The organism is Rhizobium sp. BR 249, assembly GCF_047445895.1.
Lineage (GTDB): Bacteria > Pseudomonadota > Alphaproteobacteria > Rhizobiales > Rhizobiaceae > Rhizobium.
The window spans coordinates 269,472-281,558 of sequence record NZ_JARWKX010000002.1; the positions used below are offsets into that span (position 1 = coordinate 269,472).

Below are 12,087 nucleotides of genomic sequence, written 5' to 3' on the forward strand. Positions count from 1 at the left end.
TGAGAACCTGATGACGCTGCCCATTCGCATTGCCCCTTCGATCCTCGCGGCGGATTTCGCCAGGCTCGGCGAGGAGGTGCGCGACGTGACGGCCGCCGGCGCCGACTGGATCCATCTCGACGTCATGGACGGCCATTTCGTGCCCAACATCTCCTTCGGTCCCGATGTCATCAAGTCGCTGCGCTCCTATACATCGGCCACTTTCGACTGCCACCTGATGATCTCGCCGGTCGACGACTATCTCGAAGCCTTCGCCAAGGCCGGCTGCGACCGCATCACCGTCCATGCCGAATCCGGGCCGCATCTGCACCGCTCGCTGCAAACCGTCCGCAATCTCGGCAAGAAGGTCGGGGTGACGATCAATCCGGCAACGCCGCTCAGCGCCATCGAGAACGTGCTCGATGATATCGACCTCATCCTGATCATGTCGGTCAATCCCGGATTCGGCGGCCAGAAATTCATTCCGGCGATGACGGCCAAGATCGCCGCCGCAAAGTCACTGATCGGTGACCGCCCGATCGAACTCGAGGTCGACGGCGGCGTCACGGTGGAAACGGCGCCTGATATCGCCCGCGCCGGCGCCAACGTCCTCGTTGCCGGATCGGCGATTTTCAAGGGCGATACAGTCGAGGATTACCGCAAGACCGTCGCCGGTCTGCGTCAGGCAGCCGAAGGGGCACGAGGATGAAGAAGCGTCTGATGATGGGCGGCATGCTTGCCGCCGCGATTGCCGGCCTCCCCGGCATATCACTAGCCGGAGACATCGCCAGCATCCAGCCGATCGGCTTTTCCGCCGACGGCAAGGTCTTCGCATTTCAGGAATTCGGCATCGAGGGTGACGGCAACGCCCCCTACTCCAACACCTATTTCATCGATACCGAAAACGGCCAGTATCTCGAAGGCACGCCTTTCCGCACTGAACTGACCGAGAAGGACGCCAATCTCTCCAAGGCGCGGCGGCAGAACCTGACGGCGGCGCGCGGCCAGATGGACAAATACGATCTCCTGACCAATCCCGGCCTGATCGCCGCGTTCAATCCGCCGACCGAGCTCGGCTCCCCCTCGAAGACGCTTCGCTACACGACGCTTGCGACCGACGGACCGCCGAAATCGCCCTATACGCTCTCGCTTGGCGAGATGCCGATGCCGACGCCGAAGGATTGCGCCGCGGTCGATAAGCGCGTCATCGGCTTCAGCCTGCAGATGATCGAGAAGGAAGGCGCCCCGAACCGGCAGGCGGCCCGCCAGGCCACCACTGTCCCGGCCGAGCGCGTATGTTCGGTGGAATACCGGATCGGCGGCGCGATGGTCTACCAGCCGGAAGGTGGAAACCCGGTTCACGTCGCTCTCGTCCTGGCCTTCGATGCCGAGAGGAACGGACGCTGGATCGCCGTTCCTGTCCATCCCTGAGCGAGGATCGCCCCAGGATGGATCGCCTTCGGGCGGCAAAGCCGCCCTACTCCGATCTCTTTGTCGGTGCATTGCTCTGGGGCATGCAGATGCTGGCTGCCGCCATGCTCGGCCTCTATCTCCGCAACGGCCTGCAGACCAGCCGGCTTGCCGAGGTCGCAGCACTCTATTTCCTCGGCGGCCTGCTCTCCTGGCCCTTCGCCCTGCCGGTCGCCCGCTTCCTTGCCTATAACAGGCCGCCGGAAGCGCGGTTCGCCGCCTTTTTCGTGACGCTGACGGCGGCTACGATCCTGGTGACCGCCTTCCTCTTCGCCATGGAATACCGGATCTTCTATTCGCGCTGGCACGCACCCTTCGGCAGCATCGTCTGGGCCTTCCAGTTCGTCTTTACCAGCATCAGCGCCGTCTACCAGTTCCTGGTGATCGGCCTTCGCCTTTTCCTGCCGCTCGGCCTCGTCTGCCTTGTCGCAAGCAGTTATCATCTTGCCAAACGCATGCGTTGAGATTGCCGCCCGTCTTTGCTACAGGGGCGCTAAAGCAATTTCAGCAAAAGTGCCCAGCGGTTTTGCGTCCGAAATTGCGTAAAACCAAATCTTCGACGCTTAAACCTCTTGAAGTGAAGGCAGCCGCCCATGATCCCGCGTTACTCCCGGCCCGAAATGGTCGCCATCTGGTCTCCCGAAACCAAGTTCCGCATCTGGTTCGAGATCGAGGCGCATGCCTGCGACGCGCTGGCGGAACTCGGCGTCATCCCGAAATCGGCGGCAAAAACGATCTGGGAAAGAGGCGGCGCGGCCACCTTCGACGTCGCCCGCATCGACGAGATCGAGGCCGTCACCAAACATGACGTCATTGCCTTCCTCACCCACCTCGCCGAAATCGTCGGCCCGGATGCGCGCTTCGTCCACCAGGGCATGACCTCATCAGACGTGCTCGACACTTGCTTCAACGTTCAGCTGGTGCGCGCCACCGATATCCTCATTGCCGATCTCGACCGGCTGCTCACGGCGCTGAAAACCCGCGCCTTCGAACACAAGGACACCGTCACCATCGGCCGCTCGCACGGCATCCACGCCGAGCCCACCACCTTCGGCGTCAAGCTGGCGCTCGCCTATGCCGAATTTGAGCGCTGCCGCCAGCGTCTCGTCGCCGCCCGCGAGGAAGTCGCGACCTGCGCCATCTCGGGCGCCGTCGGCACCTTCGCCAATATCGATCCGCGCGTCGAGGAACATGTCGCCGAGGCCCTTGGCCTGAAGGCCGAGCCGGTCTCGACCCAGGTCATCCCGCGCGACCGCCACGCCATGTATTTCGCCACCCTCGGCGTCGTCGCCTCCTCGATCGAGCGGCTCGCGACCGAGATCCGCCACCTGCAGCGCACCGAGGTGCTGGAAGCCGAGGAATATTTCTCGCCCGGCCAGAAGGGCTCCTCGGCGATGCCCCACAAGCGCAATCCGGTCCTGACCGAAAACCTGACCGGCCTCGCCCGCATGGTCCGCTCCTACGCCATGCCGGCCATGGAAAACGTCGCCCTCTGGCACGAGCGCGATATCTCCCACTCCTCGGTCGAACGCATAATCGGCCCGGACGCCACCGTCACGCTCGACTTCGCCCTCTCGCGTCTCGCCGGCGTCATCGAAAAGCTGCTGGTTTACCCTGAGAACATGGAGAAGAACCTCAACAAGTTCCGCGGCCTCGTCCACTCCCAGCGTGTCCTCCTGGCGCTCACCCAGGCCGGCACCTCCCGCGAGGACGCTTACCGCCTCGTCCAGCGCAATGCGATGAAGGTGTGGGAACAGGGCAAGGATTTTCTGGAAGAGCTGTTGGCCGATGCCGAGGTCCGTGCCGCGCTTTCGGAAGAGGATATCCGGGAGAAGTTTGATCTCGGTTATCACACCAAGCATGTCGACACGATCTTCCGGCGTGTCTTTGGCAAGGCGTGAGCGGGTTCGGGAATCAACAATATGGCGACGCCCCCTAAGGGCGTCGTTTTCATATCTGCCTGCGCAAAGAACTGCCACAGGAGCACACGGCATAAAACCGCTCGCTATTTTCCGCGCGTACAATAAATTACAAAACACATAAGGCACCGCAGGGGATAACGCGTGGCTTCGTTAGAAAATCATCTGGATACCTATGGGGCAATCACCCCCATAGCAGTCCTATCCTTAGCCATAATTTTTCTAGTCACAACAGAAGTGAAAGAGCTTATATTTTACAAGAAAAATAAATGGGATTTTGAATTAGATAGTAAAATCGGATCAAAGATGTACAAAAGAGAGTCAGCCGAGGAAGAAGATATTATCCCAAATAGATCTAGAGTTTTATATACGATGCCATTGCTTATTTTATTGTTTTTAATGCTGCTGATTGCGTTTGCCGCAATTCTTTTTTCGCAGTAAATTTCGATTTTATTTAATAACGGGCCCCCTCTTCGGCGTCTCCGCCTTCTCCACCTCCGCCGTCCTGCAAGCCTCCGCCCCGGCCCTGCCCTCGGCCGCTTTGGCCACAAGCTGATCGAGCCGTTTCAGCTCCTCTTCATCAAGGTGCTCGATGCCGATGAAGCGGTTCTCGGCGTGGCTCGTCAGGATGATTTCGTTGAGCTTGGCCTGGATCGCTCGCGTATCGCGCGTCTGGGCGTTCTGCAGCACGAAGACCATCAGGAAGGTGATGATCGTCGTGCCGGTGTTGATAATCAGCTGCCAGGTTTCGGAATAGCCGAAGAAGGGGCCGAGCGCCGCCCAAATGACGACGACCGCCAGCGCCAGGATGAAGACGACGGGCTTGCCCGCCCATTCCGATGCCTTGGTTGCGAAACGGGCAAACAGATGCTTCATCGTCACGTCTGAAATCCTCCTCGAAGTCTACGCTAAAAACGCCGAGGCAGGTTCGAATGTTCCCCTGGGGGACCTCAGCCAAGCTGAGATCCCGGGAGAAAAGCCGTGGTCACACGGCTTGGCGAGCAACCAGCTTGCGATAGAGATGCCAGGTCGCATGGCCGAGGATCGGAATGACGACGGCAAGGCCGGCAAAGACCGGGATCGTGCCGATGACGAGGAGTGCTGCGACGATCAGGCCCCAGAGCAGCACCGGCACCGGGTTGGCGACCGTCGCGCGGATCGAGGTCACGACGGCGGCAACGGCTCCGACGTCGCGGTCGAGCAGAAGCGGAAAGGTGATGACGGATATCGCCAGCACGACGAGCGCGAAGAGGAAGCCGATGAGATTGCCCCAGATGATCAGCTGCAGGCCTTGTGCCGTGCCGAAGACCTGGCGGGTGAAATCCGCCATGGTGCGCGGAAACACGTCGCCGAGCAGGTTGCCGTAGAGTGTCTGCGCCGTCACCAGCCAGACGACGAAGAGGCCGAAGAGCATCAGCCCGACCGCGACGATCGACGGCAGCGCCGGCGAATGGCGCACATCGAGCGCATGCGTCCAAGAGGTGTCGAGACCCTCTTCGCGGCGGCGGCTGATCTCATAGAGACCGATCGCCGCGATCGGGCCGATCAGCACGAAACCGGACATCAGCGGAAAGACCATCGGCAAAAGGTTGGCGCCAGAGGTCCATAGCGTCAGGAAGACGCCGGCGATCGGATACATCAGGCATAGGAACACGTAATGGGAAGGCTTCTCACTAAAATCGTCGAGCCCGCGCTTCAGCGCGTCGAAGACGTCGGCGATACTGATGCGATTGACCACGGGCCACGAGATGTTTTCGCTGGCACCCGTCATGACATGAAATGCCGCCATGGCTTTCTCCTCCTCAGCCGAGATCGGTCGGCGGCGGACAAGCATCGGCGGCAAGCCGATACGAAATCCGCAACCGGCACTCACACTATATAGCAAGTTTCGGCGCCCGTGTCGCTCTCTCCCTTGGAGTGCCTCTTGACATCTCGGCCGAGCTTTCTCACATCGGCGGCACTATGAAAGCCTCAGACGCAGATATTCTCATCATCCCCGGCTATACCAATTCAGGCCCCGGCCATTGGCAGAGCCGCTGGGAGGCAAAGCTCAGCACGGCGCGGCGCGTCGAACAGGCCGAATGGACGAAGCCGGTCCGTGAAGACTGGATCGCCCGCATCGCCGAGGAAGTGAACGCTTCCACGCGCCCCGTCGTCCTCGTCGCCCACTCGCTCGGCGTCCCATCGGCGATCCATGCTATTCCGCATTTCCGCAATCGGGTGGCCGGCGCCTTCCTCGTCGCCCCTCCCGATGTCGCCAATCCGGATATCCGCCCGAAACATCTGATGACGTTCGGCCCCTATCCGCGCGATCCGCTGCCCTTCCCCTCGATCACGGTGGCCAGCCGCAACGATCCGTTCGGCAGCTACGAGCATGCCGACGATATCGCCAGCAGCTGGGGCTCCTTCCTCGTCGATGCCGGCGAGGCCGGTCATATCAACGCCGATTCCGGTCATGGCCCCTGGCCCGAAGGGACCATGGTCTTTGCTCAGTTCCTCAGTCGGCTCTCCATCTGATTGAGGAAAACTTGCCAACTCGCTAATTGAGTGATTGCTTTTCTAAGTCTTTCTTAATGGAATGACCGCAGACTGCGTCGAACGAAATGAGTGAGAATGCCCGTGAAGAAAGCCCATCCAGAGGCCGATGATCCGCATGGCGATGCCGCAGCGGCAGAGGCAGGCGTCGGCAACGGGACGGCGGTGGACGATTCCGATCTGGCCGAACGGGAGAGCCGCTGGAACTATGCGCTCGTCGGCTCCAGCCTCGGGGTCTGGGATCACAATTACCGTCTCGACCGGAAGTATTATTCCGAAACGTGGAAGACGATGCGCGGCATGGCGCCGGACGAAGAAGCCGCCGGGGACTACGACGCCTGGCTGCAGCTCGTCCATCCCGATGATCGCGATTTCGTCGTCCATGCCATCGATCGGCAGAATGCCGGCGACCCCGACTATCAGATCTTCGAGTATCGCGAGCGCCACAGGGATGGCCGCTGGATCTGGATCGAATGCCGCGGCGCCTGCGTGGAATGGGACGAGGCCGGCGTTCCCACGCGCATCGTCGGCACCGACACCGATATCACCGCCCGCAAACAGGCCGAGGAGACGCTGTCGCGCCTCTCGCGCCGGCTGGATCTGGCGCTCGATATTTCCCGCATCGGCGTCTTCGAGGCCGATATCGAGGAGAACATGGTCGAGTGGGACGAACGGCTCATGGCCATTTACGGGCTGAAGGGCATTTCGCGCCGGAACGCCGGCGAGATCTGGGCGAAAAGCCTGCATCCCGATGATCGCGAGCGCGTGCTCGGCCTGGTCGACCGCAGCGTCGCGAGCGGCAGCAATTTTCAGCAGGAATACCGTATCATCCGCGGCGATGGCACCGAGCGCATCATCCGCGCCAGCTCCGCCTATTTCATCGACGGCAACGGCCGCCGCAAAGTGGTCGGCGCCAATTGGGATGTGACCGAGGAAGTCGCGCTGCGCAACGAACTGCAGCGCGCCAAGGATCTGGCCGAGGCGCGCAACCGCGAGCTCGAGGCCGCCAAGGCGAGCATCGAGCACCTGGCCCTGCACGACTACCTCACCGGCCTGCCGAACCGACGTTATCTCGACAAGATGCTGGACGAACGCTCGGCCGAATGCCGTGCAAAAGGCCTGGCGCTGGCCATCCTGCATATCGATCTCGATCGCTTCAAGCAGATCAACGACACACTCGGCCACCGGGCCGGCGACGCCATGCTGAGGCATGTCGCGGGCGTGCTGCGGAATTCCGTCCGCGCTGCCGATTTCGTCGCCCGGATCGGCGGTGACGAATTCGTCATCCTCTGCGCCGTCGATGCGGCCTCGAAGAAGGTCGTCGGCCTTGCCGAGCGCGTCATCCGTGAATTGCGCAAACCTGTCAGATATGAAGGGCACGACTGCCGCTTCGGCGCCAGCGTCGGCATCGCCGTCGACAGCGGGCCGGAGCTCGACGCCAAGCAGATGCTGCTCGATGCCGATATCGCGCTCTATCGGGCCAAGGGTCTCGGCCGCAATCGTTTCGAATTCTTCTCGGCATCGGACCGCCGCGACATCGTCTCCGCCAAGCAGCTTGCCGACGAGATCCTGATCGGCCTGGAGCGCAATGAATTCGTGCCATTCTATCAGCTGCAGTTCGATGCCCGCACGCTCGATGTCACAGGTGTCGAAACCCTTGCCCGCTGGCAGCATCCGGCGCACGGGCTGCTGACGCCCGACCGTTTCCTCGACATCGCCGAAGATCTCGACGTCGTCTCGACCATCGACGCCCTGATCCTGGAGAAGGCCCTCGCCGACCGTAAAGCCTGGCTCGCCGATGGGCTGCCGGTCCCGAAAATATCGGTCAACGTCTCCGCCAGACGGCTCGCCGATCCCGATCTCGGCAAGAAGCTTCGCGCCCTGAAGATCCCGCCCGGCACCATCTCCTTCGAATTGCTGGAATCGATCTCGCTCGACGATTGTGACGAGGCGGTAACGACAAACCTGAAAAAGCTGCGCAAGCTCGGCATCGACATCCAGATCGACGATTTCGGCACCGGCCACGCCTCGATCGTCAGCCTGCTGCGCCTGAGCCCGAAGACGCTGAAGATCGACAAGGAGCTGATCCGGATGCTGCCGCAATCGGCCGAGCAGCGCAAACTCGTAGGCTCCATCATCGACATCGGCCGCTCGCTTGATATCCTCGTCATCGCCGAGGGTGTGGAGACGGCGGACCATATCCGCATTCTCGAAGAACTCGACTGCGATATGCTGCAGGGTTATGCGCTCGCCCGGCCGATACCGGCCATGCAGATCCCCTCCTTCATCCGCGCCGGAAGCTGGCGCCACGGGGAAAACGCAGCCCGCATCGCGCGGGCTGAGCTTCGCCGCGCGCTTACCGGCAGGGCCGCCAAATAAAAAACCGGTATAAGCGTCCCGCCATTTCGCCTTCATTCCACCGTAGAGGAAAAGACGCTAAACTCGTCTCGCGAATTCATTCGATTCTCTTGGCGGCCTTCCGTAAAATCCGGAAGCCGGAGCCATGAAAATCTGAAACCGGGGAAGGAGCGACAGGCGGATTGTGAAACACTCTCTTTTCCTTTAAGGGGACGCCAAGAGATCGATCCACTCGCGCTATCCCAAGAGCGCCAACAACAGAGAATAACCACGATGAACCGTCGCCGCCGTATCTACGAGGGCAAGGCAAAGATTCTGTATGAAGGCCCCGAGCCGGGCACTTTGATCCAGTTCTTCAAGGACGATGCCACCGCCTTCAACAAGAAGAAACACGAAGTCATCGACGGCAAGGGCGTCCTCAACAATCGCATCTGCGAATATATCTTCAGCCATCTGAACAAGATCGGCATCCCGACCCACTTCATCCGCCGGCTGAACATGCGCGAGCAGCTGATCAAGGAAGTGGAGATGATCCCGCTGGAGATCGTCGTGCGCAACGTCGCCGCCGGTTCTCTCGCCAAGCGCCTCGGCATCGAGGAAGGCGTCGTCCTGCCGCGCTCGATCATCGAATTCTATTACAAGTCCGACGCTCTCGACGATCCGATGGTCTCCGAAGAGCATATCACCGCCTTCGGCTGGGCCAATCCGGCCGAACTCGATGACATCATGGCGCTCGCCATCCGCGTCAACGACTTCATGACCGGCCTCTTCCTCGGCGTCGGCATCCAGCTCGTCGATTTCAAGATCGAATGCGGCCGCCTCTTCGAAGGCGATCTGATGCGTATCATCCTCGCCGACGAGATCTCGCCGGACAGCTGCCGGCTGTGGGATATCGAAACCCACGAGAAGATGGACAAGGACCGCTTCCGCCGTGACCTCGGCGGCTTGCTCGAAGCCTATTCCGAAGTTGCGCGCCGTCTCGGCATCATCAATGAAAACGAGCCTGTGCGCGGCACCGGCCCGGTTCTCGTCAAGTAAGGCAGGAAAGACAAAGTGATCAAGGCTCGTGTCACCGTCACGCTGAAAAACGGCGTTCTCGATCCGCAGGGCAAGGCCATCGAAGGCGCTCTCGGCGCCCTCGGCTTCTCCGGCGTCGGCCATATAAGACAGGGCAAGGTCTTCGACCTCGAACTGGAAGGCGCCGACAAGGCCAAGGCCGAGGCTGACCTCAAGGCCATGTGCGAGAAGCTTCTCGCAAACACGGTCATCGAGAACTACGCGATCGCGATCGACTGACGATCGCGGGCCTGCCCCGCACAGGCCTTGAGGACCAAGCGTCATGGTGGAAGCAAAGCTGGAGACGGAAGTCTCGAAATTCATGAGCTATGTTTTGCGCCATGCGCCTGATGCCGCGGGCCTGACGCTCGATGTCGAAGGATGGGTATCCTTCGATGCGCTCGAAAAGGCGGTGGCGTCGAAATACGGCGTGTCCCGCGCTGATATCCTTGAGATCATCGAGAACAGTCCGAAGAAACGCTTTGCGCTCGTCGATGACAGAATTCGCGCCAATCAAGGCCACAGCGTCGGCGTCGATCTGGCATTGAAGGCGGTCCAGCCGCCCGACGTGCTCTTTCACGGCACGTCAAGGATAAGCTGGTCCTCGATCGAGCGCGAAGGCCTGAAGAAGATGGAGCGGCACCACGTCCATCTCTCAACGGATATCGAAATCGCGAAAACCGTCGCCACGCGCCGCAAGGGCGACTATATCATCCTGCGTGTCGACGCAGCCGCCATGTTTTCTAAGGGCCATTCTTTCTTTGTCTCCGACAATGGAGTATGGCTCGCCGAAAGCGTTCCAGTTCAATATCTTTCGCTAGACGCAGGGACCCCATGAAATCAGCCGTCGTTCAACTTCCGGGCCTCAACCGTGACCGCGATATGATCGCAGCTCTGACCAAGATCTCCGGCCACAAGCCGGTGACGATCTGGCAGACGGAAACCGAGATCCCCGATGTCGACCTGATCGTCATCCCGGGCGGCTTCTCCTATGGGGATTATCTGCGCTGCGGCGCGATCGCCGCCCGCATGCCGGTCATGCAGGCGATCATCGACAAGGCTGCAAAAGGCGTGAAGGTTCTCGGCGTCTGCAACGGCTTCCAGATCCTCGTCGAGGCCGGCCTGCTGCCGGGCGCGCTGATGCGCAACGCCTCGCTGAAATTCGTCTGCCGCGAGATCAAGCTCGAAGTCGCCAATGCCGATACCGATTTCACCCGCGCCTATGCGCAGGGCCAGATCATCCGCAGCCCGGTCGCCCATCACGACGGCAATTATTTCGCCGACGCAGCGACGCTGGCGAAGATCGAAGGCAACGGCCAGGTCGTGTTCCGTTATGCCGAGGGCACCAATCCCAATGGCTCGATCAATGACATTGCCGGCATCATGAACGAAAAGGGCAATGTGCTCGGCATGATGCCGCATCCCGAAAATCTGATTGAAGCCGCTCACGGCGGTTCTGACGGCCGCGGCCTCTTCGCCTCGGCGCTCGACGTCATCGCCGCCTGAGCCCGCCCTGAACGCATGCCGCCCGCGGGCCGTGCCGCGGGTAACGGCATGCAAAGCCTTCATCCCTGGAGCAAGACCAATGCGCCCTCGCCTCACTGTCGCAAACGCTGCCGTGTCGACTGTTCTCGCAGCCATGCTTGCAGCCTGCCAGTCGGCGGCGCCGGCAGCCAATCCGAACCGTGCCGCGCTGCCGACGATGGAACGGGTGGCACTTGGAGCCAACGCCTGCTGGTTCAAATCAGGCGATCCCGCTTTTGCGGCCTACAAGCTCGCACCGGAACTCAATTCCTTCACCGGCCGCCCCCGCATCCTGCTTGTTCACAAGGGCAGCCCAGAAAGCCGGCCGCTGCTCGTCGTCCAGGCCGAAGGCAGCCCGGCACGCCTCCAGGCCTTCGGGCCAATGATGCAGGAACCGGTAGCAGGACGCATCGCCGGCGACGTCAATCGCTGGTCATCCGGCAACAAGGCCTGCAACTGATCGCTGCGACCTGACAGCCTACTGGAAATCGTATTACGTTAACAAAGCCGCTGGGTTTTTCAGCAGCCTGCTACCGCGTCGCCCGGAAGCGGGCGGCGGGGTAACGACGTGCGTAAAACAAAAGAGCTAAAGCGCGTCGCATGCATCAAGTCGGACGTGATGCGCTTTAAGGTCTCCAGCATCTCGGATCTCGCGACCAACGGCCTCGAACCAAGACCGGCGCGCGACGCATTACTGATGCACGCCGTCACAACAACAAAACTTTGGCTCTCCGGCAGGCGCTGAACCACCAAAGTGCGGGCGAAGATCACGCAAACAGGAAGTCCCCTGAATGAAGGCTTGATAGAAGCACATTCTTTAGCGTGATGGTATTGTCTGCATCGGCTGTAACAATTGTATCATCACCAGACTGACCGCTTGCCGCAAGAAGCGACGCCCAGTCGGCAAAAATGCTGTGATCGATTCTGATCATGTCATGTGCGCTGCCGGTTGCCACAAAGTTTGTGATTGTATCATGGCCCCAGTTCGGCAAATAAATGAAGACGTCTGCCGCCGCTCCACCACTCAGGGTATCATTGCCGGCGCCGCCTGTTAGCGTGTTGGAGCCATTGCCACCGACGATAACGTTGTCGAGCGCATTGCCGGTTCCGGTAAAGGCTGCCGTGCCGATATAGGTGAGGTTCTCGACATTGCTGCCGAGCGTATAGTTTGCCAGCGCGCGAACCGTGTCGATACCCTCGTCGGTATTCTCGACGACGACGTCGCCGGTGGAGATGACATAGGTGT

At 60.8% G+C, this 12,087-nt stretch carries 15 protein-coding genes; 12 read left to right on the forward strand and 3 right to left on the reverse strand.

Going from position 1 to position 12,087, the window contains the following annotated elements; all coding sequences use genetic code 11:
- Positions 1 to 10: 10 nt before the first annotated feature.
- From rpe to QD408_RS03855, 5 genes are all read left to right on the forward strand, one after another.
- Positions 11 to 688 carry a ribulose-phosphate 3-epimerase gene (gene rpe / locus QD408_RS03835; protein ID WP_088684912.1) on the forward strand — a complete coding sequence of 226 codons (678 nt, stop codon included), beginning with the start codon at positions 11 to 13 and terminating at the stop codon, positions 686 to 688.
- Positions 685 to 1,410, forward strand: a complete 726-nt coding sequence (locus QD408_RS03840; protein WP_414138404.1) for a DUF2259 domain-containing protein — start codon at positions 685 to 687, stop codon at positions 1,408 to 1,410. The genes rpe and QD408_RS03840 overlap by 4 nt, the downstream gene beginning before the upstream one ends.
- A gap of 17 nt (positions 1,411 to 1,427) precedes the next feature.
- Positions 1,428 to 1,913 (forward strand): hypothetical protein, encoded by a 486-nt coding sequence (locus QD408_RS03845; protein WP_414138405.1) that lies wholly within the window; start codon positions 1,428 to 1,430, stop codon positions 1,911 to 1,913.
- A 129-nt stretch (positions 1,914 to 2,042) separates the two neighbouring features.
- Positions 2,043 to 3,350, forward strand: a complete 1,308-nt coding sequence (gene purB / locus QD408_RS03850; protein ID WP_414138406.1) for an adenylosuccinate lyase — start codon at positions 2,043 to 2,045, stop codon at positions 3,348 to 3,350.
- 162 nt (positions 3,351 to 3,512) lie between these two features.
- Complete coding sequence (locus tag QD408_RS03855; protein ID WP_414138407.1) at positions 3,513 to 3,809, forward strand: hypothetical protein; 297 nt, start codon at positions 3,513 to 3,515, stop codon at positions 3,807 to 3,809.
- Positions 3,810 to 3,818: 9 nt separating this feature from the next.
- Here the strand turns inward: QD408_RS03855 and QD408_RS03860 are convergent, their stop codons facing one another.
- Both QD408_RS03860 and QD408_RS03865 read right to left on the reverse strand, forming a co-directional pair.
- The gene (locus QD408_RS03860) at positions 3,819 to 4,244 is read right to left on the reverse strand and encodes a low affinity iron permease family protein (RefSeq protein WP_088684908.1); all 426 of its coding nucleotides are present in this window, start codon (positions 4,242 to 4,244) and stop codon (positions 3,819 to 3,821) included.
- 109 nt (positions 4,245 to 4,353) lie between these two features.
- Positions 4,354 to 5,157: a DUF2189 domain-containing protein gene (locus QD408_RS03865; protein WP_414138408.1), complete on the reverse strand. Its 804-nt coding sequence runs from the start codon at positions 5,155 to 5,157 to the stop codon at positions 4,354 to 4,356.
- A 173-nt stretch (positions 5,158 to 5,330) separates the two neighbouring features.
- Between QD408_RS03865 and QD408_RS03870 the strand changes: the two genes are divergently transcribed.
- The 7 genes from QD408_RS03870 to QD408_RS03900 all read left to right on the forward strand — a co-directional run bounded on the left by QD408_RS03870 (position 5,331) and on the right by QD408_RS03900 (position 11,301).
- Positions 5,331 to 5,885, forward strand: coding sequence for an RBBP9/YdeN family alpha/beta hydrolase (locus QD408_RS03870; RefSeq protein WP_414138409.1), 555 nt, complete (start codon positions 5,331 to 5,333; stop codon positions 5,883 to 5,885).
- Between the two features lie 96 nt (positions 5,886 to 5,981).
- A complete protein-coding gene (locus QD408_RS03875) occupies positions 5,982 to 8,282 on the forward strand; it encodes a putative bifunctional diguanylate cyclase/phosphodiesterase (protein WP_414138410.1) in 2,301 nt (766 codons plus the stop codon).
- A gap of 252 nt (positions 8,283 to 8,534) precedes the next feature.
- Positions 8,535 to 9,299, forward strand: a complete 765-nt coding sequence (gene purC, locus QD408_RS03880) for a phosphoribosylaminoimidazolesuccinocarboxamide synthase (protein ID WP_088684905.1) — start codon at positions 8,535 to 8,537, stop codon at positions 9,297 to 9,299.
- Between the two features lie 15 nt (positions 9,300 to 9,314).
- Complete coding sequence (purS, locus tag QD408_RS03885) at positions 9,315 to 9,557, forward strand: phosphoribosylformylglycinamidine synthase subunit PurS (RefSeq protein WP_088684904.1); 243 nt, start codon at positions 9,315 to 9,317, stop codon at positions 9,555 to 9,557.
- A 43-nt stretch (positions 9,558 to 9,600) separates the two neighbouring features.
- Positions 9,601 to 10,155, forward strand: coding sequence for an RNA 2'-phosphotransferase (locus QD408_RS03890; protein WP_414138411.1), 555 nt, complete (start codon positions 9,601 to 9,603; stop codon positions 10,153 to 10,155).
- Positions 10,152 to 10,823: a phosphoribosylformylglycinamidine synthase subunit PurQ gene (purQ, locus tag QD408_RS03895; RefSeq protein ID WP_088684902.1), complete on the forward strand. Its 672-nt coding sequence runs from the start codon at positions 10,152 to 10,154 to the stop codon at positions 10,821 to 10,823. The genes QD408_RS03890 and purQ overlap by 4 nt, the downstream gene beginning before the upstream one ends.
- Before the next feature lie 79 nt (positions 10,824 to 10,902).
- Entirely contained in the window at positions 10,903 to 11,301 is a 399-nt protein-coding gene (locus tag QD408_RS03900; RefSeq protein WP_088684901.1) for a hypothetical protein, read from the forward strand.
- A 307-nt stretch (positions 11,302 to 11,608) separates the two neighbouring features.
- On the opposite strand, the gene QD408_RS03905 is transcribed toward QD408_RS03900, so the two are convergent.
- Positions 11,609 to 12,087 (reverse strand): calcium-binding protein (locus QD408_RS03905; RefSeq protein WP_414138412.1); only part of this gene is annotated, 479 nt, incomplete at its 5' end.